Below are 26,368 nucleotides of genomic sequence, written 5' to 3'. Positions count from 1 at the left end.
GGCTATGGATTAGCGCGTTTTCACCAACAACGTCAGCACTTCATAATGCGCGGTATGCGGGAACATATCGAAAAGCTGAACGCGTTCAATACGGTAGCCCGGCAGGTCAGCAATGTCTTTCGCCATCGTCTGCGCGTTGCAGCTGGAGTAGATGAGGTAATCTGGTGCCATCTGGCTGAGATAGTCACACAGGACTTTACCAATGCCGCGACGCGGCGGGTTGACCAGCACCAGCTCCGGCACGTTGCCCTGGCCGGTCGCAAAGCGGGTGGAATCCAGCGCCTGAAAATGAAGATTCGTTAGCCCCAGTTCCGCGGCGGATTGTTTCGCACAGGCAATGGCTTCGGCGGAAATTTCGATCCCGGTCAGCTGCATTTCGGGCGTGGCGCAGTGCAGGCCAAAACCGCCCACGCCGCAGAACAGATCCCACATATGATGGATGTTCAACGCGCGAACCCAGTCGCGTGCGGTGGCATACAGCGCGCTCGCGACGGTCGGGTTAGTCTGGAAGAAACTTTGCGGGCGAACCCACAGCGGCACATCATTAAAACGCTCTGCCAGCGCGTGCTGTTCGGTGAAGAAAATCTCTTTCTCCCCTTCCATGATGGCCATATGCACAGGCTGAATATTGGCGGTAATGACCTTTAACTGTGGAAGCTGCTGCTGGAGCCACGGCAACGCCGCGCGCAGTTGTTCCAGTTTGGCTTCCGAGCGCAGCACGAAGCGCAGCATCATCCCGCCATCGAGCTGGCTTTCGGTCAGCAGAAGGTATTTCAGCTCACCGCGCTTGCGGGCAACGTTATAGGGCGTTAACCCTGCGCGAGCAATAAACGGTTTGAGCGCGGTGAAAACCGGTGCAAATGAGGCAGGATAAAGCGGGCAACCGGTCAAATCTTCCGGTGTGCCGTCGCGATGCAGCATGCCCAGCAGCGGTTTTTCAACGCTGCCGCTGACCACCATTTTGGCTTTATTACGAAAACCCTGTTCTGGCCCGCTAACAGGTGCGCACCACTCTCCCACCGCGTGTTCAGCCAGCAGCTGTTGCAGATCGATCATTTTAGCGGTGAGTTGTTGAGGGACGGGCTGTTCTATCCACTGACAGGAGCGGCAGCGTCCGGCGTCATAGAGTGCGCACTGCATATGAAAACCTTCAGGAAAACGAGGGCTGCGATTATACACATTATTGCAGGCGGAAGAACCGTCGGCTGGAGGCAGGTGCAAAGAGCAGGAACAGCACCAGCATATCCGGGAGTTTTTGCATCACCAGCGAGTGAAAAATCTCGCGTCGGGAGCCGCCGGGAATACTGAACAGCTCCGGGTAGCCATACCCCAGCGAAGCGGCCCACAGGTAACTAGCAGCCGTGACCTGCGTCAGCAGATAGACCCAACGCGCCCAGTTTCGCCCTCTGACCAGCGAAAATGCGCAGTAAATCTCGATAAAAACCAGCACCAGGCTGCTGAAAAAAACCAGCGTCAGATTCCACGTCTGCACACTGCGGTGAATAAACTCACCGATGCCGCGCGCGCCTAAGGTATTCAGAATCATCAGCACGTCCAGACAGCGGATCATAATAATGGCGAGCGCCGCCACCTGCACCAGCGCAGGAACGTTCGGACGAGCGTGCGTATGACGTGATTTTTGTAAGAATCCCAATGTTTTTACTTCCCTGAAAAACAGTGCCGCGTCATGCGCGGCACTTCACTGGGAATTTTAAATGCTTCAGCCGCGTCTTGCACGCTGGATATCACGCACACGCTGTTTTTCCGCGCGCGCCATCAGATACCAGGCGATAAATCCGACAATTCCGACCACGCCAAGGATGATAGAGGCCAGAGCGTTGATTTCCGGGTTGACCCCCATGCGCACGCTGGAGAAGACCAGCATCGGCAGCGTCGTCGCCCCTGGGCCAGAGACAAAGCTGGCGATAACCAGATCGTCGAGCGAGAGCGTAAACGCCAGCAGCCAGCCGGAAATCACCGCAGGCATAATCATCGGCAAGGTAATGATGAAAAAGACCTTCAGCGGCGTTGCACCGAGATCCATCGCCGCCTCTTCAATAGAGCGATCCAGCTCGCGCAGGCGGGAGGAGATGACCACCGCAACATAGGCGGTACAGAACGTGACGTGCGCCAGCCAGATGGTCAGCATGCCGCGATCCGCCGGCCAGCCGATGGCGTGCGCCAGTGCGACGAAAAGCAACAGCAGCGAGAGGCCGGTGATAACATCCGGCATCACCAGCGGCGCGGTGATCATAAAGGCAAAACCGTTCGCCCCGCGGAAACGACCAAAGCGCACCATCACCAGCGCGGCAATCGTCCCCAGCACACAGGCCATCGTCGCCGCCAGCGCCGCAATGGTCAGACTTAACCCTACCGCACTCATCATCGCATCGTCGTGAAACAGTTCGCTGTACCAGCGCGTCGACCAGCCCGCCCAGACAGTGACCAGCCTGGAGCTGTTGAACGAGTAGATCACCAGCATCAGCATTGGCGCATACAGGAAGGTAAAGCCAATCACGAGGATCAGAATTCGCCACGGGGAGCGCACTACCGGTAAGTTGTTCATCCGTGATCTCCCATCTGTTTCTGCTGATGTTTGTGGAACCACATGATCGGCACGATCAGCAGCAGCAACATGACGATCGCCACCGCCGAGGCCACCGGCCAGTCGCGGTTGTTGAAGAACTCCTGCCACAGCACACGGCCAATCATGATGCTGTCCGGCCCACCGAGCAGTTCCGGGATGACGAACTCACCGACCGCCGGGATAAAGACCAGCATCGACCCGGCGATAATCCCGCCTTTGGTCAGCGGCACAATCACGCTGAAAAAGGTCTTCAGCGGGCGTGCGCCCAGGTCCAGCGAGGCTTCCACCAGCGAGTAATCAATACGCGTCAGCGCCGTGTAGATCGGCAACACCATAAACGGCAGATAGGCGTAAACAATCCCGATGTAGACCGCGAGGTTGGTGTGCAAAATCGTCAGCGGCTGGTCGATAACGCCCAGCCACATCAGGAAATTATTCAGCACGCCGTTGTTTTTCAGGATACCCATCCACGCATAAACGCGGATCAGGAATGAGGTCCACGACGGCAGGATCACCAGCAACAGCAGGATGTTACGCGTCGACGGCTTGCTGTGCGCCACCGCCCACGCCAGCGGGTAGCCCATCACCAGACAGCAGATCGTCGAGATCGCCGCCACCTGCAATGACTGCAGGTACGCTTCGAAATAGAGCGGATCGTCGGTGAGCTGCAGGAAGTTGCCAAGATTTAGCGTCAGCGTCAACTGGCCGTCTGCCCAGTCCAGCAGGTTGGTATACGGCGGGATCGCCCGCGCCATCTCCGCCAGGCTGATCTTAAAGACAATCAGGAACGGCAGCAGGAACAGCAGGATCAGCCAGATATACGGCATGGCGATCACCAGCTTGCGGCCATGCGCCATCTGCATGCGCGCCAGCCAGTGCGCAAAACCGCCCGGTTTTTTTACGCGGGCTGGAGGTTCAAGTGTGCTCATGATCGCTCCTTATACCGTCAACACGACGCAACTGTCTGCATCCCAGCACAGGCGCACTTCGTCGCCCCAGGTCGGCTGTCCCTTGCGATAGCGATGTTCGTTCTGCAACTGGGCGCTGAGCATCTGTCCGCTTTTCAGGCGTACATGGTAAATAGAGAGGTCGCCCAGATAGGCAATGTGTACCACTTCTCCGACGGCAAAGTTATAGCCATCAGCAGGCGGCTCGTCGCAGAGCATGATTTTTTCCGGACGCAGAGCAACATAGACCGGCACGTTGTCCACCACCGAGTTATCAGGGTCGACCTTCAGCGGATGCACCAGCCCCGGCGATTCGATGACCAGCCCATCCTCCTGACGATCTTTCAGCAGCCCCTCGAAGACGTTGACCGAGCCGATGAACTCCGCGCTATAGCGGGTGGTTGGATGCTCGTAAATCTCTTCCGGCTCGCCTATCTGCACGAATTTACCGCGATTCATGATCGCGATACGTCCGGCCATGGTCATTGCCTCTTCCTGGTCGTGGGTCACCATCACGCAGGTCACGCCCACGCGCTCCAGGATATCCACCACTTCCAGCTGCATGCGGTCACGCAGTTTTTTATCCAGCGCCCCCATCGGTTCGTCGAGCAGCAGCAGTTTCGGGCGTTTCGCCAGGCTGCGGGCCAGCGCCACACGCTGACGCTGGCCGCCAGAGAGCTGGTGTGGTTTACGCTTCGCGAACTCCTGCATGTGTACCAGGCTCAGCATCTCGGCCACGCGCGCGGTGATTTCGGCTTTCGGCAGTTTGTCCTGCTTCAGGCCAAAAGCAATGTTCTGCTCAACCGTCATGTGCGGAAACAGCGCGTAGGACTGGAACATCATGTTGATTGGGCGCTGATACGGCGGCACGCTGGAGAGATCCACGCCGTCCAGCACAATCTGCCCCGCGGTGGGCTGTTCAAAGCCTGCCAGCATACGCAGCAGTGTGGATTTGCCACAGCCAGAGGCACCGAGCAGAGCAAAAATTTCGCCTTTATAGATAGTCAGGCTGACGTCGTCCACGGCATGCTGGCCGTCGAAGGATTTAGTGAGGTTACGGATTTCAAGAAGCGGGGTCAGCGCTTTACGGACTTTCGCCTGCGGGCGGGGGATCGCATCATTCACGGGGTGTTCTCCGGCAGAAATCAAACTGGTGCAGGCGCACCAGAACGGTGCGCCAGTTGCCGGGGTCGCTGCGCTTGCCCGGCCTACAACAAAGGGTTATTTACCGCTTTTCACCTTCGTCCACGCACGGGTCCGCACGCGGTCAATTTTAGGCTCCTGAACTTTCAGGGTGAACAGCTTGGCAAAGACATCCGCCGGTGGATAAATTGCCGGATTATTGCGGATCTCTTCACTGACCAGCGGCACAGAAGCCTTGTTACCGTTGGCGTAGTAAACGTGGTCGCTGATATGGGCGATCACGTCCGGACGCATCAGGTAGTTGAGGAACTGATACGCTTCTTCTTTGTTTTTCGCATCAGCAGGCATGGCGAAGACATCAAAGAACGCCAGCGCCCCCTCTTTTGGAATGAAGTAAGAGACATTCACGCCGTTTTTCGCCTCTTTCGCGCGGTTAGCCGCCTGCCAGACATCGCCCGCCCAGCCGATAGCCACACAGATGTCACCGTTTGCCAGGTCGTTAATGTACTGAGAGGAGTGGAAATAGCGAATATTTGGACGCAGCTTCAGCAGCAGGTCGGTGGCCGGACCGGTGTAATCATCGGCTTTGTTGCTGTTCGGATCTTTACCTAAGTAATTAAGCACAGTGGCGAAAATCTCTTCCGGCGCATCAAGGAAGGAGACACCGCAGCTTTTCAGCTTCTCAAGGTTTTCCGGCTTCAGCACCAGATCCCAACTATCCAGCGGAACATCTTTGCCCAGCACCGCTTTCACTTTATCGACGTTATAGCCGATGCCGGTGGTCGCCCACAGGTAAGGCATCGCGTATTTGTTGTCCGGGTCGTGTTTTGAAATCAGCTTCAATACTTCCGGATCGAGGTTTTTCCAGTTTGGTAATTTGCTCTTATCGAGCGGCTGGAAGACACCCGCCGTGAGCTGGCGCTCAAGGAAGCTGGCAGACGGCACGACCAGGTCGAAGCCGGTACTGCCCGCCATCAGTTTTCCTTCCAGCACTTCGTTGGAATCGAACACATCGTAGACCACTTTAATGCCGGTCTCTTTTTCAAAATTCGCGACTGTGTCCGGCGCAATATAGTCAGACCAGTTATAAACGTGCAGCGTTTTTTGTTCCGCAGCGAGCGTGCCGGCAGAGACGGCCATCAGAGCACCCGCAACCAGACCCGATAACCATTTTTTATTCAAGGCGATCATATCGTTATTCCTTCTGAAAGCTCGTTAACAAACGAACTAAAACTGTGCAATCTGAAGATATGCAATAATCATGCATAGTTTGTCGCTCTGCCTGAAATAAAAATAAACCGCTTTTCCCGGCAGGAACCGCTCGCTTTTTTAAGCATCGCAAGAATAACTGTAGCCCGTGTCTCCGGCTATAGCCCAGACGAAAAAACGCCTTTTATCAATTTTTTATGCAGGTTATGTCTACGTGATAAGCCGAAATGGCCTTTGAGGAGGTGAAAAATTCTTTAAAGAAAGGTTAAATGCAGCAGAAAAAATGGCGTTACGCAGCCGCTCTGGCAGCGACTGCGCAAAAGTCAGCCAGGCTCAGTGAAGAAAATTGGGAGATGCATCATTATTCTCTGCATCATCTTCTGCGCTGTACAGCAGATGATGTGCATTGGCTTCCATCATGACCATCGAAATTTGCTCTTCGCTCAGGCGCATAAACCAGGCGAACTGCTTAAAGGAGAGGCCAGCACCGGAGAATAAAGACTGGCAAACAACCAGTTTCGGCAGATTATCATCCTGTATGTCGAGAAATGCTTTTACTGTCAAAGAACTGGCATTAATGGCCGACAGATCTGACGCCAGTGCCAGCAGCGCCGACGGCTTTACCTCAGCCAGCGCAGAGAAAAGAATGACATCGTTAATCAGATCGATTTTGGCATCAAAAATGCCATCGAAATTTTGCATATGAGGCAGATGCAGCGCCTGACAGGAGTCGCATTCAAAGAAAGTGATACCGGCATCATCGAGCCATTGACGTAACGTATCCAGTGTTGGAACGACCTGTAAATCCATCGCTGTGCAGCCTCTTTAAAAATAATTCGCCTAGATTACGCAAAAAGTGCGCGTTAATCCATTTACCCGCCCGTTTTCAGGCAGAATCCCGGCGTTGCATGACGTTCAATCCATCTGATCATTTTACCTGCAATATCGACGCCTGTGGTTTTTTCCACGCCTTCCAGCCCTGGCGAGGCATTCACCTCCATCACCAGTGGGCCACGTGTTGCGCGCAGCAGATCCACACCGGCGACGTCCAGGCCTAACGTTTGTGCCGCTTTCACGGCAATCTCGCGTTCACGATCGCTGATACTGGCCACCCGCGCCACCCCGCCCCGGTGTAAATTAGAGCGAAAATCGCCCTCCTTCGCCTGACGTTCAATCGCAGCAACCACTTCGTCTCCGACCACGAAACAGCGAATATCGCGACCTTTGGCCTCTTCGATATACTCCTGCACCAGAATGTGAGCGTTAAGGCCACGAAAGGCGTCGATCACGCTCTCCGCCGCCTGACGCGTTTCTGCCAGCACCACGCCAATGCCCTGAGTGCCTTCCACCAACTTGATCACCAGCGGCGCGCCGCCCACCATGTCGATCAGATCGCTGGTGTCATCCGGCGAGTGGGCGATGCCGGTGACGGGCAAATCAATGCCCTGACGCGCAAGCAGCTGCAAAGAGCGCAACTTATCGCGGGCACGCGAAATAGCGACAGATTCATTAAGAGGATAGCTACCGAGCATTTCAAACTGGCGCAACGCGGCAGTACCGTAGTAGGTAATCTGAGAACCAATGCGGGGGATCACCGCATCATAATGCGGCAACCGGCGGCCTTTATAATGAATAGACGACGCCGCAGGATCGATATTCATATAGCAGGAAAGCGGATCGAGGATCTCAACCTGATGGCCGAGTTTACCCGCCGCTTCTCGCAGGCGTTTACATGAATAGAGCGTTCCATCCCTGGACAAAATGGCAATTTTCACCCTGCACCTCGCTAAAGACATGGAAAAAGCCTGCGTATCATACAGAATGAACTATCGCGTCGCCCAGCCCTGTTTGTGCAGATAATCGAGAATAAACGGGCGGTTTTCTTTAATGATAGTGCGACGGATATGGTCGCTCCAGGTATCGCGGCGGTTGTTGCTGTCGCGCGTCAGATAGTAGTTCGCCAGCTCTTCATCGTATTGATTCAGCACATCCTGGTCGACCGGCTGATAGTGGTTTTCATGCACCAGCATCGCAGCAGGAATGCGCGGCTTCAGATCCGGGTTATCCGCCGGCCAGCCTAGGCAGAGGCCAAACAGCGGCAGGACGTGTTTAGGCAACTGAAGCAGTTCGGTGACGCTTTCGATATTGTTACGCAGGCCGCCAATATAAACGCCGCCTAATCCCAGCGACTCCGCCGCCGTGAAGGCGTTTTGCGCCATTAAAGCGGTATCGACGACACCTAGCAGCAGCTGTTCGGCCAGGCCCAGTTCGGCTTCAGGGCAAATCTGCAGATGGCGGTTAAAGTCAGCGCAGAACACCCAAAATTCAGCCGCCTGGGCGACGTGTTTTTGTCCGCCCGTCAGGGTCACCAGCTGTTCACGCATTGCCGGGTCGGTAATGCGGATAATGGAGCTGCACTGCAGGAAACTGGAGCTGGATGTCCCTCTTGCGCTGTCGATAATCGCGTCGCGCTGCGCCTGGGTGATCGGCTCATCGGTGAAATGGCGAATGGAACGATGGGAACGTAACAGGTCAATTGTCGGCGTCATTTTCTCTCTCTTTGTCTGTCTTTACGCAGTATGGCAGCCAGTATAGGCAAACATCTTCGTCATGTAATTGGCGAAACATAGCTCGTAGATATTAAAGCGACAGGTGAAACCTTCTTTCCATGACGGCAGGTTATCGTGCACTATACGCGTCATTCGCCGTCAGGCTTGTTTTTTGAGGAGAGAGAAATGTTTGCAGTAATTTTTGGTCGTCCGGGATGCCCTTACTGCGTGCGCGCAAAAGAACTGGCTGAGAAACTGACCGAAGAGCGTGATGACTTTAACTTCCGCTATGTGGACATCCACGCGGAAGGGATCAGCAAAGCCGACCTGGAAAAGACCGTGGGTAAACCGGTTGAAACCGTCCCGCAGATCTTCCTCGATCAGAAACACATTGGCGGCTGCACTGATTTTGAAGCCTACGCCAAAGAAAATCTGGGCCTGTTTGCGGCTCAGTAACGATAAAAAAGCCCTCAACTGAGGGCTTTTTTATTTGTGGTGCCGCCTGTGCATAATCAGGCTTCGCACAAATAAGAAGCACAGCGCCCCAAGCGCGCACCAGAATACCGCACTCAGTAACCACGCCAGCTCCTGCCAGAACGTTCTCGACGTGATAAATACCAGACGCATCAACAGCAGACACAACGGTGCTGCCAGAATCGCGCCTAATAACGGTTTAATCACCTCTCCACCACGGGAAAGAAAACTGGCTGCCGCACCCGGCAGGGTGAAAAAGAGCAGTCCAAGCTCCGGATGGCCGGAGGCCCTGAACGCCCCCTTCACATTAAAAGCTAACGACACGCAAACGACCGTAAACAGCAAAAAGCAGCTGATCACCCCCGCCCAGTTTCGCTTAATGTTCAAACTATCCTCCTGACTTATCTCTATCAAATACACATTCGTCCGATGGACGCCCAGTCAGATAAAGCATCGTGGCAATCCTTGCCAAAGCACGCACAGGGTAATGCGATAATAGGTGGCTGTTGATAGCTAATACGATTAAACTAACCGCCTGCTAGTGTTTTAGGGAATTTTTAAGGAAACAGGGAGTATTGCTGTCTTTCCCTGGCTCTGAAAACAGTAGCCCAAATAGTCCTTTCATTCAACAACTTACTGGTAAACAAGAAGTTAGCCTCCGTGAATATAAACGTCGCAGACTTGTTAAATGGGAATTACATCCTGTTATTATTTGTGGTACTGGCACTGGGCCTTTGTCTGGGAAAATTGCGCCTGGGTTCAGTTCAACTTGGTAATTCCATTGGCGTTTTAGTCGTCTCCTTATTATTAGGTCAGCAACATTTCAGCATTAACACGGACGCACTTAACTTAGGTTTTATGCTGTTTATTTTTTGTGTTGGTGTGGAAGCAGGACCCAACTTTTTTTCAATTTTCTTTCGCGACGGCAAAAATTATCTGATGCTGGCGCTGGTGATGGTCGGTAGCGCGCTGCTGATCGCGTTGGGGCTGGGCAAACTGTTTGGCTGGGATATCGGGTTAACGGCCGGTATGCTGGCAGGTTCTATGACCTCCACGCCGGTGCTTGTGGGGGCGGGCGATACTCTGCGTCATTCCGGCATGGCGGGAGCGTCGCTTTCTACCGCGCTCGACCACCTGAGCCTCGGCTATGCCCTGACCTACCTGATTGGTCTGGTAAGCCTGATTGTGGGTGCCCGCTACCTGCCAAAACTGCAACATCAGGATTTACAGACCAGTGCGCAGCAAATTGCCCGCGAGCGCGGCCTGGATACCGACTCCAAACGTAAAGTCTACCTGCCTGTGATTCGCGCCTACCGCGTGGGGCCAGAGCTGGTGGCGTGGGCGGACGGTAAAAACCTGCGTGAGCTGGGAATTTACCGCCAGACAGGTTGTTACATCGAACGAATTCGTCGCAACGGTATCCTGGCGAACCCGGACGGCGACGCGGTGCTGCAGATGGGCGACGACATCGCGCTGGTGGGCTACCCTGACGCCCACGCACGCCTCGACCCGAGCTTCCGTAACGGCAAAGAGGTGTTTGACCGCGATCTTCTCGACATGCGCATCGTTACCGAAGAGATTGTGGTGAAAAACCATAACGCCGTCGGCCGCCGTCTGGCGCAGCTAAAGCTGACCGACCACGGCTGCTTCCTGAACCGCGTGATCCGCAGCCAGATTGAGATGCCAATTGATGACAACGTGGTGCTCAACAAAGGTGACGTTTTGCAGGTTAGCGGCGACGCCCGCCGCGTGAAAACCGTTGCCGATCGCATTGGCTTTATCTCCATTCACAGCCAGGTCACCGACCTGCTGGCCTTCTGCGCTTTCTTTATTGTCGGCCTGATGATCGGGATGATTACCTTCCAGTTCAGCAACTTTAGCTTCGGCATTGGTAACGCCGCCGGACTGCTGTTTGCGGGGATCATGCTGGGCTTCCTGCGTGCGAACCACCCAACCTTCGGCTATATCCCGCAGGGTGCGCTGAACATGGTGAAAGAGTTCGGTCTGATGGTCTTTATGGCAGGTGTTGGCTTAAGCGCCGGTAGCGGCATTGGCCACAGCCTGGGAGCCGTCGGCTGGCAGATGCTGGTTTCGGGGCTTATCGTCAGCCTCGTCCCTGTGGTGATCTGCTTCCTGTTTGGTGCTTACGTGTTGCGTATGAACCGCGCCCTGCTCTTCGGCGCGATGATGGGTGCGCGTACCTGTGCCCCGGCGATGGAAATTATCAGTGATACCGCACGCAGCAACATCCCGGCGCTGGGCTATGCGGGGACCTATGCCATCGCCAACGTACTGCTTACCCTGGCGGGTACATTGATCATCATCATCTGGCCTGGTCTCGGATAACTCTCAAGTTTGCGCGTGGCAGAAAAAATTTTTGTTACGCGCAGAACTTTTTTATCAGGGGGCAGTCATAACTAGTGCCACTGCTTTTCTTTGATGTCCCCAATTTGTGGAGCCCATCAACCCCGCCGTTTTGGTTCAAGGTTGATGGGTTTTTGTTGCCTGAAAAATTACCTTTTTTTAAATCAATGGCTTATGCCACCACTTTCCCTTACATGGCGACATCGTCGCGGCAGAACTTTCGGATTTTGTAAGAAGTCATTCAATATCGAACTCATCTATTTCACTTCTTGCTCAAGACAGATTGTGTTTGGGTTAAAAAATATCAGGTCATAATCTTAAAAAGACTCTGCTTGTCGTAAACATGATCTGCTTTGAACTTCCATACAAGTGACGAGAATACTCTGGAGTGGATAGAAGCACACTCTGGAGGGAACAAGTATGACGTTTTCAAGCGCAGTAATGGCAACTGAACTCATCGTAACGGTCTTAGTGAATGCGGCAAAAGAACGCTCGATTGAGCTGAAGTACGAGGCCAGTAAGCATGTACCATTCTGACGAGATCATCCGCCAGCTTCAGAGCCAAAAGATACTGGCAACGAAGCTGGACCGGGCGGTACGCGCTGTAGGTAAAGAGGTAAAGAACCACCTGAATAATATAGGTGCCGGTGCCCAACGCCTGCTGTACTACACCTCCTGCTTTACCGATGAATATTACGATGTATGCATCAGACAAAACCTGGAGGATGCTCGCTTCCGAAAGGGCATATTCCATCTCGTTTCTCGCTGGAACATTGTGTTTGACATAATCAACACATACGTTGAGGAGCTGGTAAAAGATTTTTCCCCGGCAGAATTAGCAGCGATACAGCATGCTCTAATGCGCGCTAACGTTTACATATCCACCAGCACGCTAACCTCGTATTCATTCTCTGCAGGCGTCGCATCGACTGTTTGCCTCTATGTGACCATTCCACCTTCGGGACTAAAGGTCGTTTCAGGGTTAACGGGCGCTGCTATTGGCGGGCTGGGGATATATGGGATTGTGCAAAAGGCCGCTGACAGCGCTCGCCGTCTGCAAGTGATACATCCCGCCTACTATCAAGCGTTGTATCTACGAGAGCTAGAGATGATGTATTTCCTGGTGGAGCCTGCGTTTATGCGCGCGGGCGTGCTAACCCAACAGTGGACTGATAACCAAAGCCCTTATGGTGCTGCGGACACGATCCTGAAGCTAATGGGTAGACACTGATGAGCTTTCTAAGACTCTGGCTCAAATCTCAGGCTCAGTTTTTCTTCTGGACCTATGTCCCCATCATCCTCACGTTCATTTTTGGTTATGTCCTTGACGTTTACTTCCCTGAGGTTAATCAAGGATTCATCCTCCTGTTTTACCTGGTAACACTGGGACTGGCTTACTGGATATGGCATTGAAGACCATCAATGCTTCACGCTCACTAATAAGGAAATTATATGCTGACACCCGCACACCTATGGCTTGAAGACGAAAACGGCTCGCCGGTTGTCGGTAGCTGCATGATGCCCACACGTCTTGGTTCCATAGAGCTAAAATCGTTCTCCCACGGTGTTACTATTCCGGTTGACTCAAGCTGGGGCAAGCTGACCGGCACGCGCGTCCATCGTCCTGTCACGATAGTCAAAGAGTTTGATCAGACTACCCCGTTTCTTTACCGCGCCGTGTGCGAAGGGCGAGTTATGAAGAAGGGGATCATTAAGATGTACCGCATTTTGGAGTCCGGTATCGAGGCCGAATATTTCAATATCGTGATGGAAAATGTTAAGTTCACGACAGTGGCACCATTCCTGACCCCTAACGGGATGAGCAGCACCCATCTTGAAACGATCGAATTGCGTTATGAAGCAATCTCCTGGAAGTACACGGAGGGGAATATCATTTACCGTGACACCTGGAACGATCGCTGTTGCGCCTGAGCAGAGAAGAGTACTGAAAAACCGCCGGCCTGCCGCTCATTGTGTCGAACCTGGTCAACATTGATGACGTTGCCGGTCCTGTTTGTATCGCTCGCCGCGCTGGCGTTACGTCTCTCCTTCACACAATAATGAGTAACGGATATGACCCACATCACCATCTATCACAACCCATCTTGCGGCACCTCACGTAACACGCTGGAGATGATCCGCAACAGCGGCACGGAGCCAGAGGTTATCCTCTATCTGGAAACCCCACCGTCGCGCGATAAGCTGACCGCACTGATTGCCGATATGGAGATTTCCGTGCGGGATCTGCTGCGTAAAAACGTGGAGCCCTACGATCAACTTGGTCTGGCCGAAGAAAGATTCACCGACGAGCAGCTTATCGATTTCATGCTGCAATACCCGATCCTGATTAACCGTCCGATCGTGGTGACGCCGCTGGGCACTCGCCTCTGCCGCCCTTCTGAAGTCGTCCTCGACATTCTGCCTGAGGCGCAAAAAGGGGCGTTTACCAAAGAGGATGGTGAAGCGGTCATTGACGCCAGTGGGAAGAAAATCGCCCAGAAATAGATGAGGCCGGGGCGAGCACGGCTAACACCCACCCTCGCCCGCAATCCGTCCCACCATCGCCCGGATCTCCTCCCGCGACAGCGGCTGTCTGTCGGTCACAAAGTGCAGCGTCATCCCTTCGATAAACGCGTCCAGCGCTCTGGCTGTAACCGGATCAAACCACTGCTCAAGCGTGGTCTGGCTCATCTTCATCCAGTCCTGCATCACCGTTTTCAGCGCCGCACTGCGGTGCATAAAGGCATACAGCTGATACATCAGCGCCATGTTGTGCGGCGTGGTGACTTGTGAGCTGTGGATTAACGTGGTGATGGACTCGCATGCCATCTCCGGGCCAGCCACGCCCGCAAAGAAATCACGATACTGCTGCGACATCTGTCGGGTAAACCACGTGAATGCCTCTTCCAGCAGCGGCTCTTTGCCGTCGAAATAGTAGGTCATCGATCCCAGCGGCACGCCCGCACAGCTGGCGATTTTACGGTGCGTAGCGGCATGGATACCATGCTCAGCAATGGTGTCCAGCGTGGCCTGGAGGATCTTTTCCCGGCGGTTAGGGTCGTTCGGCGGTCTGCTCATAAATTCCTCATGCGGTTTATGTACAAATGTACACAAAGTTGCTAGTGTTGTCGCTATTGTTGTACTTCTGGTGCTTATCCCAATGACGTTGACCTCTCCCCGTAAAGCCCTGCAGCTGCGCATGTGGGCGCTGTTTATGTTCTTCTTTATTCCTGGGCTGCTCATGGCTTCATGGGCAACGCGTACCCCCGCTATCCGCGATATTTTGTCCGTTTCAACGGCCGAGATGGGCATCGTGCTGTTTGGCCTGTCGATTGGCTCCATGAGCGGTATTCTTTGTTCGGCCTGGCTGGTGAAACGCTTTGGCACGCGGGCGGTGATCCGCACCACTATGTGCTGCGCGGTAGCCGGAATGATAGTGTTGAGCGTGGCGCTGTGGTTTGCTTCTCCTGTCCTGTTTGCGCTTGGACTGACGGTCTTTGGCGGAAGTTTTGGGGCCGCAGAAGTGGCGATTAACGTCGAAGGGGCGGCCGTCGAGCGTGAAATGAACAAGACGGTACTCCCGATGATGCACGGCTTCTACAGCTTCGGCACGCTGGCGGGCGCGGGTGCGGGGATGGCACTGACGGCATGGGGTATCGCTGCTAACCTGCATATTTTACTGGCCGCGCTGGTCTGTATTACCCCCATTCTGATCGGCATCCGGGCGATCCCTGACGGCACAGGTAAAAACTCCGCAGAAGAACAAAAATCCGCCGAAAAAGGGCTGCCATTCTACCGCGACATCCAGTTAATGCTGATTGGCGTGGTGGTGCTGGCGATGGCCTTTGCCGAAGGCTCTGCAAATGACTGGCTGCCGCTGCTGATGGTGGATGGACACGGGTTTAGCCCCACCTCCGGCTCACTGATCTACGCCGGGTTTACGCTGGGGATGACCGTCGGACGCTTTACCGGCGGCTGGTTTATTGACCGCTACAGCCGAGTGGCGGTGGTGCGTGCCAGCGCCCTGCTGGGCGGCTTAGGCATCGCAATGATCATCTTTGTGGATGTGGACTGGATTGCCGGCGTCTCCGTGATCCTCTGGGGGCTGGGAGCATCGCTTGGTTTCCCGCTCACCATTTCCGCCGCCAGCGATACCGGACCGGATGCGCCGACGCGCGTCAGCGTGGTGGCAACCACAGGCTACCTCGCCTTCCTCGTCGGGCCACCGCTGCTCGGTTTCCTCGGTGAGCACTACGGGTTGCGCAGCGCGATGCTGGTGGTGTTAGGGTTAGTCATTATTGCGGCGCTGGTGGCGCGCGCGGTGGCAAAACCGGAAGCAGAACAAACGTCAATGGAGAAGGGATATGAGCGTTAAACTGATTGCAGTCGACATGGATGGTACCTTTCTGAACGATGCAAAGACTTACAACCGTGCGCGTTTTCTGGCGCAGTACGCGCGCATGAAGGAGCAAGGCATTCGCTTCGTGGTTGCCAGCGGCAACCAGTATTACCAGCTGATCTCATTTTTCCCGGAGATTGCACATGAAATTTCGTTTGTTGCCGAAAATGGCGGCTGGGTGGTTAGCGCAGGGGAAGATGTCTTTAATGGCGAATTGACGAAAGCACACTTCGATACCGTGGCCGCCGTGTTAAACGGTGTGCCAGGCATTGAGATTATCGCCTGCGGAAAAAGCAGCGCCTATACCCTGAAGGCTTATGACGATGTATTCAAAGCGATCGCCGCGAAATACTATCATCGGCTGGAAATGGTGAACAATTTTGACCATCTGAACGATATCTTCTTTAAGTTCGGGCTTAACGTCTCCGATGCTGAAATACCGCGTATTCAGGCATTGCTGCATGAAAAACTGGGCGACATTATGGTGCCTGTCACCACCGGCCACGGCAGCATCGACCTGATTATCCCCGGCGTGCATAAGGCCAACGGCCTGCGGATATTGCAGGAACGCTGGGGGATTGAAAACAGTGAAGTGGTGGCGTTTGGCGACAGCGGTAACGACGTGGAAATGCTGCGTCAGTCCGGCTTTAGCTTTGCGATGGCAAATGCCAGACCGCATATTAAAGCGGTGGCCCGGTTCGAAGCGCCGCACAATAATAACGAAGGTGTTTTAGACGTGATTGAGAAAGTGTTGAACGGAGAAGCGCCGTTTCATTAACATCGTGTGATCTGGTGCCCTCTCCCAAAGGGAGAGGGAAGAAGGATTAAGGTTGCAGGGCGTTTCCGACACGTTTGTCTTTCAGGAACACCACCATCAACCCGACCCACAGCACGCCGTTGGCAAGGTTAAACAGGCTGAACAGCCCGTTGCCGCCAAAAGCATAGGCGTGCTTGCTCACCTCAATACCGACAGTGAAAATAAGCATCTGCAGCATACCCATCGCCGCGGACACCGTGCCTTTACTCATTTCGCTGGCAAAGAGCGTCAGACGCACCAGTCCGGCATTCGCCAGACCAATACCAAAAGCATAAATACTCAGCCCCGCCGTCATCCACAGGTATGCATGCGATGACGCGACAGTCGCAACCGCCGCCACAATCAGCCCTGCCGCGATCGGCCAGCCACCCATAATGATCAAGGAACGCACGGTCCGACGCGACGTCAGGCGAGCCAGCACCAGGTTACCGATAATCAACGCCCCGAAGATTGGCACCTGCAGCAGGCCATACTCATAGCTGCTGAGCTGTTCACCGCTGATAATAATCACCGGCGACTGGGCGATCCACGCCAGAAGCGGCAAACTGACAAAGCCCGTCGCCAGCGCACCTGCGACAAAACGGACGTTTTTCAGGACCTCTTTATAATCCCGACCCAGCTCTTTCAGCGAGAGCGTTTCCCCCAGTCGGGTGGCGGTTTCCGGCATTGCACGATGCAATCCAAAGAAAGAGATAGCGGCAAGTACCGCAAAGAGAATAAACATCCCTTCCCACGGCGCAACGTGTACCCACGCAGCCCCCACCAGCGGCCCCAGAAGCGGCGCTATCAGCGCCACGTTCGCCATCAGCGCGGTAATTTTAATGCACACCGCCTCTTCGAACGATTCCTGAATCGCGGCATACCCCACGGCACCAATGAAGCACAGGCTGACCCCCTGCAGGAAGCGCAGCAGAGTGAATTGTTCAATATTTTGCGCCAGCAGCGTGGCAAGACAGGTGACGATAAACCACACCACGCCGGTCAGCATTACCGGACGACGGCCAATACGATCCGACAGCGGTCCTAACAACCACTGCAAAAACATGCCGCCAGCCAGATAGGCGGTCATGGAGGTCGGCACCCACTCAATACCGGCGTTGTACTGTTCCACCACGGCCAGCATACCGGGCTGGATCATATCGTTGCCGATGTAGGTAGAGAATTCGTAGAGCACCAGACACAGAGGAAACAGTAACGCCTGACGACCCAGACGGTTACCGGAAGAAGAACGGTTTAACATGCAGTCTCTTTATGATGAAAAAATCGCGATGAGTGTAATGAATTGCCGCTGCCTGAGATAGCACATTATCGAGAAAAAACAGAAATAAAGCACATATCGTTGTTGTTTAAGGTTTCCTTAAGTTGGCCCCCCTATGATAGCGCTATTTCACGTCATTAACCGAAATTATGGCACATATCTTCAGCCCTTCAGAATTGTCTAAGTTACCGACAACTAAGACAAAACAACTTTACCGTTTGCCGACCCGCTTTTATGGTTATCAGCTTTTCGTGCTGATCATCTTCGCGGTGTTGTTTACCTGGCTGTCACGTGACGAAACGCTCGACAGGTGGATCACCGGTTTCTGGTACGACGCCGCCGCACAGCGTTTTCCGCTGCAGCAAAATCCCCTGCTGGATCTGCTGAACCACCGGCTGGCGAAGTACGTTGCGATTGCGATGGCTGCCGTGGCGCTGATTTACGGGGCATGCAAACGCAATGCGCGGCTGGTGACTGCCGCGTTGCTGATGGGACTGGGCACGCTGGTGGTCGGTGCGCTGAAAAGCATTAGCCACCATAGCTGTCCGTGGGACCTGGTGGAGTACGGCGGAAAAGCGGTCTCTTACCCGCTGTTTAGCGCAGTACCGGCAGCGAGCGGGCCAGGACGCTGCTTCCCCGGCGGGCACGCCTCAAGCGGCTTTATGGTGATGGGGCTGTTTTTTGCGTTCTGGCGCGAACGTCCGCGCCTGGCCTGGAGCTTTGTCGTGCTGGGTGCCATAGCAGGGCTGGCAATGGGTTACGGCCAGGTGATGCGCGGGGCACATTTTTTCTCTCACAACCTGTGGGCTGGGTGGTGGGTCTGGTTTTCTCAGGTGGTGGTCTACGGCCTTGTTTCCACCTGGTTTGCTAAAGAGTGATGAGGGTATGTTAGAAAATCTGAACTACGGACTGTTTTATCTGATCAACGCCACGCCAGCCTCGCCGGAATGGATGATTGATATCGCCACCTTTATTGCAAAGGATTTGATCAGCATCGTTCCCGCGCTGGCCGCTATTCTCTGGCTGTGGGGGCCACGCAAACAGGTGAACGCGCAGCGCCAGCTGGTGATCAAAGTGGCGATGGCTCTCGGTGTCAGCGTGCTGACCAGCTATGTTCTGGGGCACGTGTTCCCGCACGATCGTCCCTTCGTCGGGCACGTGGGGTATAACTTCCTGCACCATGCACCGGATGACTCCTTCCCAAGCGATCACGGTACGGTGATTTTCACCTTCGCACTGGCGTTCCTGTTCTGGCATCGCCTGTGGTCCGGAGCGGTGCTGATGGTAATAGCGGCCGCTATCGCCTGGTCCCGCGTTTACCTGGGCGTGCACTGGCCGCTGGATATGGTGGGCGGGTTCCTGGTGGGGCTGATGGGCTGCGTGAGCGCGGCGATCCTGTGGAGCCTGTTTGGTCCGGAGCTTTACCGCGGGCTGTCTCAGCTTTATCGCATTCTGTTTGCTATCCCGATCCGTAAAGGCTGGATACGTGACTAATCCTGGCTCAACAGGTTACACTTGAACCCCCGCCCTGCGGGGGTTCACTTTTCTATCCCGAGGATCTATGGAAACACGACGCGATGACCGCATTGCTCAGCTGCTCCAGGCGCTGAAGCGCAGTGATAAGCTGCATCTCAAAGAAGCCGCCAGCCTGCTCGGCGTCTCGGAGATGACCATTCGTCGTGACCTGAACAGCGACAGCGCGCCCGTCGTGCTGCTGGGCGGGTACATCGTCCTTGAGCCGCGTAGCGCCAGCCATTATCTGATTAGCGATCAGAAAACGCGTCTGGTAGAAGAGAAACGCAAAGCCGCACGGCTCGCGGCCTCGCTGGTACAGCCGCATCAAACGCTGTTTTTTGACTGCGGAACGACCACGCCGTGGATCATCGAAGCCATCGACAGCAGCCTCCCGTTTACCGCCGTGTGCTACTCATTAAATACCTTCCTGGCACTGCAGGAAAAACCGGAGTGCCGGGTGATCCTCTGCGGCGGTGAGTTTCATGCCAGCAACGCGATTTTTAAGCCACTGAACCTGCAGGACACGCTTAACAATTTATGCCCGGATATCGCCTTTTACTCTGCGGCAGGCGTGAATGTGCGTCAGGGAGCGACCTGCTTTAACCTCGAAGAGCTACCGGTGAAACACTGGGCGTTGAACGCAGCGCAGTACCATGTGCTGGTGGTCGATCACAGCAAGTTTGGTAAGGTGCGTCCGGCAAGAATGGGTGAGCTGGCGCAGTTTGACGCCATCGTGAGCGATTGCCGCCCGGATGACGAGCTGGCGGCGTATGCAAAAGCGCAGCAGATTAAGTTGATGTATTGAGAGGGGTGCGGTCTGATGCCCTCACCCCGGCCCTCTCCCTGTGGGAGAGGGAGAAAAACGTAGGCCGGGTAAGCGCAGCGCAACCCGGCAAAAACTTAACTAAACCAGCTGCCAAACCACCCGTGGAATTTCATTAATACGAAATCCCACATCCGGCTGAAGAAGCCGCCCTCTTCCACCGCTTCCATGACCACCAGCGGACGCTGTTCAATCGACTTACCATTAAGCTGGAAATCAATCGTCCCGACGACCTGGCCTTTTTTCAGCGGTGCAGTCAGTTGTGGCTCAGTCAGCGTGAAGCTGGCTTTCAGGTTTTTCAGTTGACCGCGCGGGATGGTCACCGAACCGGCTTCACCCGCCCCCAGATTCACCTCACGCTTGTCACCAAACCAGACGCGCTGGCTGACGAAAGTCGCATCCGGCTTAATCGGCGTTACGGTTTCGAAGAAGCGGAAGCCCCAGGTCAACAGTTTTTCTGATTCGTTAAAACGAATGCGGTCGGTTTTGGTGCCCAGCACCACCGAAATCAGGCGCATATCGCCCTGGGTCGCCGAGGCCACCAGGTTGTAGCCCGCGCCCGCTGTCGTCCCGGTTTTCATGCCGTCAACGTTGACGTTGCTGCTCCACAGCAGACGGTTACGGTTCGGCTGGCGGATCTTATTGAACGTAAACTCTTTCTCTTTGTGAATCGCGTATTCATCCGGCACGTCATGAATCAGCGCTTTACCCAGCAGCGCCATATCACGCGCGGTACTGAACTGACCCGGCGCATCCAGACCGTGGACGGTTTTGAACGTCGTGTTGGTCAGCCCCAGCTTTTGCGCATAGCCGTTCATCAGGCCGATAAAGGAGTCCTGGCTGCCAGCCACGTAATCCGCCAGCGCAATACAGGCGTCGTTGCCGGACTGGATAATGACCCCTTTGTTCAGATCGGAAACCGAAACCTGATCGCCTGGTTTCAGGAACATCACGGAGGAGCCACGCAGCGCCGGGTTGCCGGTCGCCCAGGCATCTCTTCCGACAGTGACCATGTCATCAAGTTTGATTTTGCCCGCTTTTAATGCCTGGCCCACCACGTAGCTGGTCATGATTTTGGTCAGGCTGGCCGGATCGAGCTTTTCATCGGCGTTGCCTTCCGCCAGCACTTTACCGCTGGCGTAATCCATTAAGATCCAGGCGCGTGCATCGACAGGCGGAGCTTCGGGCGCTGCCTGTTCCGCCGCATAAAGTGTTGGTGCAAAAAGGAAAAGCAGCGCAGAACCTGCCGCGAGGCTGCGCAGAGAAGAAGTTTTTTGCGTCATAAATGCCACCCGAGTGTCCTTTCTAAAAATCACGTCACAATCACCGTGTCGCAAGAAGCGATGAGTAATAGCGCACTACAGCGTTCAAAGAAACCTAAACCAGGTAAAGTTTTTAAAGTTTATGCAATAACATTCAGATACGCTTTGATAAGCGCGATTTTTTTGTCCTCTGTTGCGTAATTGTTAGCTTTATCTCACCATGGCGTATCGCAGGCTCTGATTCTGTTTGACTATTGTGGGAGTTAATATGATTACGCTGTGGGGCAGGAACAATTCAACCAACGTTAAAAAAGTGCTCTGGACGCTGGAAGAGCTGGATTTACCGTTTACGCAGGTGATGGCAGGTTTACAGTTTGGCGTCAATCACGAGGCTGAGTATCTGGCCATGAACCCGAATGGCTTAGTGCCGCTGCTGCGCGATGAAGAGACCGGGGCGACGCTCTGGGAATCTAATACGATCGTGCGATACCTCGCCGCCCAGTACGGTCAGAGCCGCCTGTGGGTAGAGAGTCCGGCTCAGCGCGCCCAGGGTGAAAAGTGGATGGACTGGGCAAACCAGACGCTCTCTCCCACTCACCGCGTGATCCTGATGGGGCTTATCAGAACGCCCGAGCCAGAACGCGATTACCCTGCCATCCACGCCGCACAGGACGCCTGCGAAGCGCTTTTTGCGATGATGGACGACGAGCTGGCGAAGCATACATGGTTCTCTGGCGACGCCTTCGGCGTGGGTGATATTGCCGTTGCGCCGTTCGTCTGGAACCTGACCAACATGGGCCTGACGTGGACGCCGCGCCCGCACCTTGAGCGCTGGCTACAACAGCTCAGCGAGCGCCCGGCGTACCGTAAGGTGGTCATGATCCCGGTGAGCTGATTACGCGCCGGACGGGCTGACTTTCAACAGTTGCCCGTCCGACTCATCGGTCAGGACATACAGATAGCCATCCGGCCCGACCCGCACATCGCGGATACGCTGATCTTTATCACCCAGAATACGCCCGTCCTCGGTCACCTTGTTGCCATCCACGCTCAGCACAATAATGTCTTTTTCCTTCAGCGCACCTATAAACAGCTTGTTTTTCCACTGCGGGAAAACATCGCTATTGTAAAACGCCATGCCGCTCACGGCGGGTGACACCTTCCAGACAAACAGCGGTTTTTCTGTTCCTTCCACGTGCTCGCCTTTGGCTTCCGGGATCTTCAGGCCACTATAGTTAATGCCGTGCGTCGCCAGCGGCCAGCCGTAGTTTTTGCCTTTCTCCGGGATGTTGATTTCATCCCCGCCGCGTGGCCCATGCTCGTTGAGCCATAACGTGTCGCTCCACGGGTTCATTGCCATACCCTGCGGGTTACGAATACCCAGGGACCAGATTTCCGGCCGCGCGCCAGAGGTGTTCACAAACGGGTTATCTGGCGGCACTTTCCCGTCTTCGGTCAGGCGCACCACTTTACCCTGCAGCTTATCCAGATCCTGCGCCGTTGGACGCTGGTTATTTTCGCCTAAACCGATAAAGAGATAGCCTTTCCCGTCAAACACCAGCCGGCCGCCAAAATGGTTACCGGTGGAGAGTTTCGGCATCTGACGAAGTACCACCTTGAAACCCTCGATGTGCGACAGATCGTCACTCAACCGACCATACCCCACCGCAGTCCCCGCTTTTCCGTCATTACCCGCCTCGGCGTAGCTCAGCCAGATGCGGCGTGATTTTTCAAAATCCGGTGCCAGCACCACGTCCAGCAATCCCCCCTGTCCGCTCGCCCACACCTTCGGTACACCGACAATCGGATCGGAAAGCCCTTTCCCCGCCTGCCAGTGTTTAAGCTGCCCGTCTTTTAACGTCACCAGCAGCCCCTTATTGTCCGGTAAAAAGGCCAAAGACCAGGGATGATCGAGCCTGGTTTGCAATACCTCAACCTTCACCGCATCCGGGGCAGCAAGCAGCGAAACAGGGAATAATAATGCAGGAATGAAAATCAGCGAGGATCGATGCATAACGCGCTCCTTTGTCGGCATATGGCATAAAGATTAGCCACAACGCCCGGTCGCGTTATCACTTTTACAAAATCTTAATCAGAAGGGGGAGTCGCCTCCCCCAGGCTTAATGCTGTTCAAGCGTCTCCTGCTTGTTCAGACACATGATGCATAGAGAGAGCGTCGTCAGGCAGTTTTCGAGCTTCTCTGCGTTGACAGCAATAAAATTCGGGCAGTCATGGCGTCCGGTCATCAGACATACCCCGGCAATGGAGAGCACCTCAGCGGCGCGGCGCAGAGCAACCAGCTCGCTTTCAGCGCATTCCGCTTTCAGAACAGGTGCTTTTTCACGCATAAAGTTGCCAAGTTCAAAGAGATTATCACGCAGATGTTCGCTTTCGCTGACTGACATATACCCTTTCGCCTTTCTCAACTGCAGATACGCGGCAAGGTCGATTCGGGCGTTGATCAGCTTGTTAAGCAGATCGCGTTTCAGTCTGTCAACGGACATGCTATTTCCTCCTCTGTCAGCCTTGTTGCACATTCAGAATAAGGTTATTTTTTGTACAGTTTAATGCCTGAGATCAATAAAACGTAACTCGTTAACATTCTTTACAATGTTACAACGTCTGGCGAAGTCATCCGCCCCGCAAAGGGTGTATAAATCCCTCGCGGAACGCTGTAAAATCCCGCCCTGACAACTCCATAATTGATGAATTTTTAACCTATGAGCAATGTTACCCACCAGCCGAAAATCGGCTTCGTCTCCCTGGGCTGCCCGAAAAACCTGGTGGATTCTGAACGCATCCTGACCGAACTTCGTACCGAAGGCTATGACGTGGTGCCAAGCTACGACAACGCCGACATGGTGATCGTCAATACCTGTGGCTTTATCGACAGTGCGGTACAGGAGTCTCTGGAAGCCATCGGTGAAGCGCTAACGGAAAACGGCAAAGTAATTGTGACCGGGTGCCTGGGCGCTAAAGTGGATCAGATCCGCGAAGTACACCCGAAGGTACTGGAAATCACCGGCCCGCACAGCTACGAGCAGGTGCTGGAACACGTGCACCACTACGTGCCAAAACCAAAGCACAACCCGTTCCTCAGCCTGGTGCCGGAACAGGGCGTTAAGCTGACGCCGCGCCACTACGCTTACTTAAAAATTTCTGAAGGCTGCAACCATCGCTGCACCTTCTGCATTATCCCGTCTATGCGTGGCGATCTGGTGAGCCGTCCGATCGGCGAAGTGCTGGCGGAAGCCAAACGTCTGGCCGACGCAGGCGTGAAGGAACTGCTGGTGATTTCTCAGGATACCTCCGCCTATGGTGTAGACGTGAAACACCGCTCCGGTTTCCACAACGGCGAGCCGGTAAAAACCAGCATGGTTGGCCTGTGCGAACAGTTGTCTAAGCTGGGCATCTGGACGCGTCTGCACTACGTCTACCCTTACCCGCACGTTGACGACGTGATCCCGCTGATGGCGGAAGGCAAAATCCTGCCGTACCTTGATATTCCGCTGCAACACGCCAGCCCGCGTATTCTGAAACTGATGAAACGCCCTGGCTCCGTTGATCGCCAGCTGGCTCGCATCAAACAGTGGCGCGAAATCTGCCCGGACCTGACTCTGCGCTCCACCTTTATCGTCGGCTTCCCTGGTGAAACCGAAGAAGATTTCCAGATGCTGCTCGACTTCCTGAAAGAAGCTCGCCTGGACCGCGTAGGCTGTTTCAAATACAGCCCGGTAGAAGGCGCAACGGCTAACGAGCTGGCGGATCAGGTGCCGGAAGAGATCAAAGAAGCGCGCTGGAACCGCTTTATGCAGTTGCAGCAGCAGATCTCTGCTGAACGTCTACAGGAGAAAGTGGGCCGCGAAATTCTGGTCATTATCGACGAAGTGGACGAAGAAGGCGCGATTGGCCGCAGCATGGCGGATGCCCCTGAAATCGACGGCGCGGTCTACCTGAACGGTGAAACCAACGTCAAGCCGGGTGACATTATTCGCGTGAAGGTTGAAAACGCGGACGAGTATGATTTGTGGGGTAGCCGGGTTTAATCTTCCTACTCCTTTGTTGTAGGCCGGGTAAGGCGTAGCCGCCACCCGGCACATTCTACCGCACTACCCCTTAATCCTCGGGTCCAGCGCATCGCGCAGCCCGTCTCCCAGCAGATTAAACGCCAGCACGGTCAAGAAAATCGCCAGGCTCGGGAATATCGCTACGTGCGGCGCAATCACCATATCCGCTCTTGCCTCGTTCAGCATCGCGCCCCACTCTGGCGTCGGTGGCTGCGCCCCCAGCCCCAGAAACGACAGGCTGGCCGCCGAGATAATCGACACCCCGATACGCATCGTAAAATAGACCACGATTGACGATACCGTACCCGGCAGAATATGGCTGAACAGGATCGTGGCATCGCTGGCTCCCATGCTGCGCGCCGACTCAATAAACGTCTGCTGCTTGAGCACCAGCGTGTTACCGCGCACCAGGCGGGCGAACGCCGGAATGGAAAAGACCGCCACGGCGATGATCACATTCGCCATGCCGCTCCCCATAATGGCGACGACGGCAATCGCCAGCAGAATACCGGGAAACGCAAACAGCACGTCACACACGCGCATGATAATGCGGTCCCACCAGCCCTCGTAATACCCGGCGACAAGACCGAGTACCGTCCCAATGATTGCGCCAATCAATACCGCAAAGACCCCGGCCGCCAGCGAGATCCGTGCCCCTACCAGCACACGGCTGAAGATATCGCGCCCGAGCGAATCCACGCCAAACCAGTGCAGCATCGACGGTCCGTCGTTCAGACGGTCATAATCAAAGTAGTTTTCAGCATCAAACGGAGCCACCCACGGGGCGATAACTGCCACCACAATCAGCAGCAGAACAAAAAGCCCCGCCGTCATAGCCACCGGCTGGCGACGAAAGCGCCGCCAGAACTCAACCCACGGCGTGCGGATGTGGTCCGGCTTAAGCCCCGGCATAGCGTTTACAATGGCCTGGCGACGCCAGTTCAACAATCGCAT

Annotated in this window: 28 protein-coding genes; 12 read left to right on the top strand and 16 right to left on the bottom strand. The window is 54.8% G+C overall.

Features of this window, described 5'->3' with window-relative positions:
- Positions 1 to 9: 9 nt before the first annotated feature.
- From rlmC to nfsA, 9 genes are all read right to left on the bottom strand, one after another.
- The gene (rlmC, locus tag EoCCA6_RS19315) at positions 10 to 1,140 is read right to left on the bottom strand and encodes a 23S rRNA (uracil(747)-C(5))-methyltransferase RlmC (protein WP_152084020.1); all 1,131 of its coding nucleotides are present in this window, start codon (positions 1,138 to 1,140) and stop codon (positions 10 to 12) included.
- 40 nt (positions 1,141 to 1,180) lie between these two features.
- Positions 1,181 to 1,678, bottom strand: a complete 498-nt coding sequence (locus EoCCA6_RS19310) for a YbjO family protein (RefSeq protein WP_152084019.1) — start codon at positions 1,676 to 1,678, stop codon at positions 1,181 to 1,183.
- A 42-nt stretch (positions 1,679 to 1,720) separates the two neighbouring features.
- On the bottom strand, positions 1,721 to 2,566 hold the full coding sequence (gene potI / locus EoCCA6_RS19305; RefSeq protein WP_152084018.1) for a putrescine ABC transporter permease PotI: 846 nt from the start codon (positions 2,564 to 2,566) through the stop codon (positions 1,721 to 1,723).
- A complete protein-coding gene (potH, locus tag EoCCA6_RS19300; protein WP_152084017.1) occupies positions 2,563 to 3,516 on the bottom strand; it encodes a putrescine ABC transporter permease PotH in 954 nt (317 codons plus the stop codon). The genes potI and potH overlap by 4 nt, the downstream gene beginning before the upstream one ends.
- Before the next feature lie 9 nt (positions 3,517 to 3,525).
- On the bottom strand, positions 3,526 to 4,659 hold the full coding sequence (potG, locus tag EoCCA6_RS19295; protein ID WP_131632878.1) for a putrescine ABC transporter ATP-binding subunit PotG: 1,134 nt from the start codon (positions 4,657 to 4,659) through the stop codon (positions 3,526 to 3,528).
- A gap of 96 nt (positions 4,660 to 4,755) precedes the next feature.
- Positions 4,756 to 5,868: a spermidine/putrescine ABC transporter substrate-binding protein PotF gene (potF, locus tag EoCCA6_RS19290; protein WP_152084016.1), complete on the bottom strand. Its 1,113-nt coding sequence runs from the start codon at positions 5,866 to 5,868 to the stop codon at positions 4,756 to 4,758.
- Positions 5,869 to 6,219: 351 nt separating this feature from the next.
- Entirely contained in the window at positions 6,220 to 6,696 is a 477-nt protein-coding gene (locus tag EoCCA6_RS19285; RefSeq protein WP_003858385.1) for a YbjN domain-containing protein, read from the bottom strand.
- Positions 6,697 to 6,758: 62 nt separating this feature from the next.
- Positions 6,759 to 7,661 (bottom strand): 30S ribosomal protein S6--L-glutamate ligase, encoded by a 903-nt coding sequence (rimK, locus tag EoCCA6_RS19280; protein WP_152084015.1) that lies wholly within the window; start codon positions 7,659 to 7,661, stop codon positions 6,759 to 6,761.
- A gap of 51 nt (positions 7,662 to 7,712) precedes the next feature.
- Positions 7,713 to 8,435 carry a nitroreductase NfsA gene (nfsA, locus tag EoCCA6_RS19275; protein ID WP_152084014.1) on the bottom strand — a complete coding sequence of 241 codons (723 nt, stop codon included), beginning with the start codon at positions 8,433 to 8,435 and terminating at the stop codon, positions 7,713 to 7,715.
- Positions 8,436 to 8,621: 186 nt separating this feature from the next.
- Here nfsA and EoCCA6_RS19270 point away from each other — a divergent pair, with 186 nt between their 5' ends.
- A complete protein-coding gene (locus EoCCA6_RS19270) occupies positions 8,622 to 8,891 on the top strand; it encodes a GrxA family glutaredoxin (RefSeq protein ID WP_014069504.1) in 270 nt (89 codons plus the stop codon).
- Positions 8,892 to 8,921: 30 nt separating this feature from the next.
- Here EoCCA6_RS19270 and EoCCA6_RS19265 read toward each other — a convergent pair whose 3' ends face one another.
- Entirely contained in the window at positions 8,922 to 9,296 is a 375-nt protein-coding gene (locus tag EoCCA6_RS19265; protein ID WP_152084013.1) for an inner membrane protein YbjM, read from the bottom strand.
- Positions 9,297 to 9,569: 273 nt separating this feature from the next.
- Between EoCCA6_RS19265 and EoCCA6_RS19260 the strand changes: the two genes are divergently transcribed.
- The 4 genes from EoCCA6_RS19260 to arsC all read left to right on the top strand — a co-directional run bounded on the left by EoCCA6_RS19260 (position 9,570) and on the right by arsC (position 13,778).
- The gene (locus EoCCA6_RS19260) at positions 9,570 to 11,255 is read left to right on the top strand and encodes an aspartate:alanine antiporter (protein WP_152084012.1); all 1,686 of its coding nucleotides are present in this window, start codon (positions 9,570 to 9,572) and stop codon (positions 11,253 to 11,255) included.
- Positions 11,256 to 11,796: 541 nt separating this feature from the next.
- Positions 11,797 to 12,504 carry a hypothetical protein gene (locus EoCCA6_RS19255; RefSeq protein WP_152084011.1) on the top strand — a complete coding sequence of 236 codons (708 nt, stop codon included), beginning with the start codon at positions 11,797 to 11,799 and terminating at the stop codon, positions 12,502 to 12,504.
- A gap of 221 nt (positions 12,505 to 12,725) precedes the next feature.
- The gene (locus tag EoCCA6_RS19245) at positions 12,726 to 13,205 is read left to right on the top strand and encodes an Hcp family type VI secretion system effector (protein ID WP_152084009.1); all 480 of its coding nucleotides are present in this window, start codon (positions 12,726 to 12,728) and stop codon (positions 13,203 to 13,205) included.
- Between the two features lie 141 nt (positions 13,206 to 13,346).
- Positions 13,347 to 13,778: a glutaredoxin-dependent arsenate reductase gene (gene arsC, locus EoCCA6_RS19240; protein WP_152084008.1), complete on the top strand. Its 432-nt coding sequence runs from the start codon at positions 13,347 to 13,349 to the stop codon at positions 13,776 to 13,778.
- A gap of 21 nt (positions 13,779 to 13,799) precedes the next feature.
- Here arsC and EoCCA6_RS19235 read toward each other — a convergent pair whose 3' ends face one another.
- Complete coding sequence (locus EoCCA6_RS19235) at positions 13,800 to 14,351, bottom strand: TetR/AcrR family transcriptional regulator (protein ID WP_152084007.1); 552 nt, start codon at positions 14,349 to 14,351, stop codon at positions 13,800 to 13,802.
- 82 nt (positions 14,352 to 14,433) lie between these two features.
- Here EoCCA6_RS19235 and EoCCA6_RS19230 point away from each other — a divergent pair, with 82 nt between their 5' ends.
- A complete protein-coding gene (locus EoCCA6_RS19230; RefSeq protein WP_152084006.1) occupies positions 14,434 to 15,648 on the top strand; it encodes an MFS transporter in 1,215 nt (404 codons plus the stop codon).
- The gene (locus tag EoCCA6_RS19225) at positions 15,638 to 16,450 is read left to right on the top strand and encodes a Cof-type HAD-IIB family hydrolase (protein WP_152084005.1); all 813 of its coding nucleotides are present in this window, start codon (positions 15,638 to 15,640) and stop codon (positions 16,448 to 16,450) included. Before EoCCA6_RS19230 ends, EoCCA6_RS19225 begins: the two co-directional genes overlap by 11 nt.
- Positions 16,451 to 16,496: 46 nt before the next feature.
- Here the strand turns inward: EoCCA6_RS19225 and EoCCA6_RS19220 are convergent, their stop codons facing one another.
- Positions 16,497 to 17,729: an MFS transporter gene (locus EoCCA6_RS19220; RefSeq protein WP_152084004.1), complete on the bottom strand. Its 1,233-nt coding sequence runs from the start codon at positions 17,727 to 17,729 to the stop codon at positions 16,497 to 16,499.
- Between the two features lie 167 nt (positions 17,730 to 17,896).
- On the opposite strand from EoCCA6_RS19220, the gene EoCCA6_RS19215 reads away from it, so the two are divergent.
- The 3 genes from EoCCA6_RS19215 to deoR all read left to right on the top strand — a co-directional run bounded on the left by EoCCA6_RS19215 (position 17,897) and on the right by deoR (position 20,067).
- Positions 17,897 to 18,625 (top strand): phosphatase PAP2 family protein, encoded by a 729-nt coding sequence (locus tag EoCCA6_RS19215; RefSeq protein ID WP_152084003.1) that lies wholly within the window; start codon positions 17,897 to 17,899, stop codon positions 18,623 to 18,625.
- Between the two features lie 7 nt (positions 18,626 to 18,632).
- A complete protein-coding gene (ybjG, locus tag EoCCA6_RS19210) occupies positions 18,633 to 19,241 on the top strand; it encodes an undecaprenyl-diphosphate phosphatase (RefSeq protein ID WP_152084002.1) in 609 nt (202 codons plus the stop codon).
- A 67-nt stretch (positions 19,242 to 19,308) separates the two neighbouring features.
- Positions 19,309 to 20,067, top strand: a complete 759-nt coding sequence (deoR, locus tag EoCCA6_RS19205) for a DNA-binding transcriptional repressor DeoR (protein WP_152084001.1) — start codon at positions 19,309 to 19,311, stop codon at positions 20,065 to 20,067.
- A 95-nt stretch (positions 20,068 to 20,162) separates the two neighbouring features.
- On the opposite strand, the gene dacC is transcribed toward deoR, so the two are convergent.
- Positions 20,163 to 21,368, bottom strand: a complete 1,206-nt coding sequence (gene dacC / locus EoCCA6_RS19200; RefSeq protein WP_152084000.1) for a serine-type D-Ala-D-Ala carboxypeptidase — start codon at positions 21,366 to 21,368, stop codon at positions 20,163 to 20,165.
- A gap of 247 nt (positions 21,369 to 21,615) precedes the next feature.
- Between dacC and EoCCA6_RS19195 the strand changes: the two genes are divergently transcribed.
- The gene (locus EoCCA6_RS19195) at positions 21,616 to 22,242 is read left to right on the top strand and encodes a glutathione S-transferase family protein (RefSeq protein ID WP_152083999.1); all 627 of its coding nucleotides are present in this window, start codon (positions 21,616 to 21,618) and stop codon (positions 22,240 to 22,242) included.
- Here EoCCA6_RS19195 and EoCCA6_RS19190 read toward each other — a convergent pair whose 3' ends face one another.
- Together EoCCA6_RS19190 and bssR are read right to left on the bottom strand one after the other, a co-directional pair.
- Positions 22,243 to 23,361, bottom strand: a complete 1,119-nt coding sequence (locus tag EoCCA6_RS19190) for a PQQ-dependent sugar dehydrogenase (protein ID WP_152083998.1) — start codon at positions 23,359 to 23,361, stop codon at positions 22,243 to 22,245.
- A gap of 106 nt (positions 23,362 to 23,467) precedes the next feature.
- Positions 23,468 to 23,851: a biofilm formation regulator BssR gene (gene bssR / locus EoCCA6_RS19185; RefSeq protein WP_152083997.1), complete on the bottom strand. Its 384-nt coding sequence runs from the start codon at positions 23,849 to 23,851 to the stop codon at positions 23,468 to 23,470.
- Between the two features lie 216 nt (positions 23,852 to 24,067).
- Here bssR and rimO point away from each other — a divergent pair, with 216 nt between their 5' ends.
- A complete protein-coding gene (gene rimO / locus EoCCA6_RS19180; RefSeq protein ID WP_152083996.1) occupies positions 24,068 to 25,393 on the top strand; it encodes a 30S ribosomal protein S12 methylthiotransferase RimO in 1,326 nt (441 codons plus the stop codon).
- 63 nt (positions 25,394 to 25,456) lie between these two features.
- Here the strand turns inward: rimO and gsiD are convergent, their stop codons facing one another.
- On the bottom strand, positions 25,457 to 26,368 hold the full coding sequence (gene gsiD / locus EoCCA6_RS19175; protein WP_152083995.1) for a glutathione ABC transporter permease GsiD: 912 nt from the start codon (positions 26,366 to 26,368) through the stop codon (positions 25,457 to 25,459).

The sequence above is a fragment of the Enterobacter oligotrophicus genome (genome assembly GCF_009176645.1).
GTDB lineage: Bacteria > Pseudomonadota > Gammaproteobacteria > Enterobacterales > Enterobacteriaceae > Enterobacter > Enterobacter oligotrophicus.
This window is presented reverse-complemented; position numbering and strand designations above follow the sequence as displayed.

Excerpts from the sequence above, each read along its gene's own strand:
- rlmC (WP_152084020.1), bottom strand. The coding sequence starts at position 1,140 with ATGCAGTGCGCACTCTATGACGCCGGACGCTGCCGCTCCTGTCAGTGG.
- potI (WP_152084018.1), bottom strand. The coding sequence starts at position 2,566 with ATGAACAACTTACCGGTAGTGCGCTCCCCGTGGCGAATTCTGATCCTC.
- potH (WP_152084017.1), bottom strand. The coding sequence starts at position 3,516 with ATGAGCACACTTGAACCTCCAGCCCGCGTAAAAAAACCGGGCGGTTTT.
- potF (WP_152084016.1), bottom strand. The coding sequence starts at position 5,868 with ATGATCGCCTTGAATAAAAAATGGTTATCGGGTCTGGTTGCGGGTGCT.
- EoCCA6_RS19285 (WP_003858385.1), bottom strand. The coding sequence starts at position 6,696 with ATGGATTTACAGGTCGTTCCAACACTGGATACGTTACGTCAATGGCTC.
- nfsA (WP_152084014.1), bottom strand. The coding sequence starts at position 8,435 with ATGACGCCGACAATTGACCTGTTACGTTCCCATCGTTCCATTCGCCAT.
- EoCCA6_RS19270 (WP_014069504.1), top strand. The coding sequence starts at position 8,622 with ATGTTTGCAGTAATTTTTGGTCGTCCGGGATGCCCTTACTGCGTGCGC.
- EoCCA6_RS19255 (WP_152084011.1), top strand. The coding sequence starts at position 11,797 with ATGTACCATTCTGACGAGATCATCCGCCAGCTTCAGAGCCAAAAGATA.
- EoCCA6_RS19245 (WP_152084009.1), top strand. The coding sequence starts at position 12,726 with ATGCTGACACCCGCACACCTATGGCTTGAAGACGAAAACGGCTCGCCG.
- arsC (WP_152084008.1), top strand. The coding sequence starts at position 13,347 with ATGACCCACATCACCATCTATCACAACCCATCTTGCGGCACCTCACGT.
- EoCCA6_RS19235 (WP_152084007.1), bottom strand. The coding sequence starts at position 14,351 with ATGAGCAGACCGCCGAACGACCCTAACCGCCGGGAAAAGATCCTCCAG.
- EoCCA6_RS19230 (WP_152084006.1), top strand. The coding sequence starts at position 14,434 with ATGACGTTGACCTCTCCCCGTAAAGCCCTGCAGCTGCGCATGTGGGCG.
- EoCCA6_RS19225 (WP_152084005.1), top strand. The coding sequence starts at position 15,638 with ATGAGCGTTAAACTGATTGCAGTCGACATGGATGGTACCTTTCTGAAC.
- EoCCA6_RS19220 (WP_152084004.1), bottom strand. The coding sequence starts at position 17,729 with ATGTTAAACCGTTCTTCTTCCGGTAACCGTCTGGGTCGTCAGGCGTTA.
- EoCCA6_RS19215 (WP_152084003.1), top strand. The coding sequence starts at position 17,897 with ATGGCACATATCTTCAGCCCTTCAGAATTGTCTAAGTTACCGACAACT.
- ybjG (WP_152084002.1), top strand. The coding sequence starts at position 18,633 with ATGTTAGAAAATCTGAACTACGGACTGTTTTATCTGATCAACGCCACG.
- deoR (WP_152084001.1), top strand. The coding sequence starts at position 19,309 with ATGGAAACACGACGCGATGACCGCATTGCTCAGCTGCTCCAGGCGCTG.
- dacC (WP_152084000.1), bottom strand. The coding sequence starts at position 21,368 with ATGACGCAAAAAACTTCTTCTCTGCGCAGCCTCGCGGCAGGTTCTGCG.
- EoCCA6_RS19195 (WP_152083999.1), top strand. The coding sequence starts at position 21,616 with ATGATTACGCTGTGGGGCAGGAACAATTCAACCAACGTTAAAAAAGTG.
- EoCCA6_RS19190 (WP_152083998.1), bottom strand. The coding sequence starts at position 23,361 with ATGCATCGATCCTCGCTGATTTTCATTCCTGCATTATTATTCCCTGTT.
- bssR (WP_152083997.1), bottom strand. The coding sequence starts at position 23,851 with ATGTCCGTTGACAGACTGAAACGCGATCTGCTTAACAAGCTGATCAAC.
- rimO (WP_152083996.1), top strand. The coding sequence starts at position 24,068 with ATGAGCAATGTTACCCACCAGCCGAAAATCGGCTTCGTCTCCCTGGGC.
- gsiD (WP_152083995.1), bottom strand. The coding sequence starts at position 26,368 with ATGCGATTGTTGAACTGGCGTCGCCAGGCCATTGTAAACGCTATGCCG.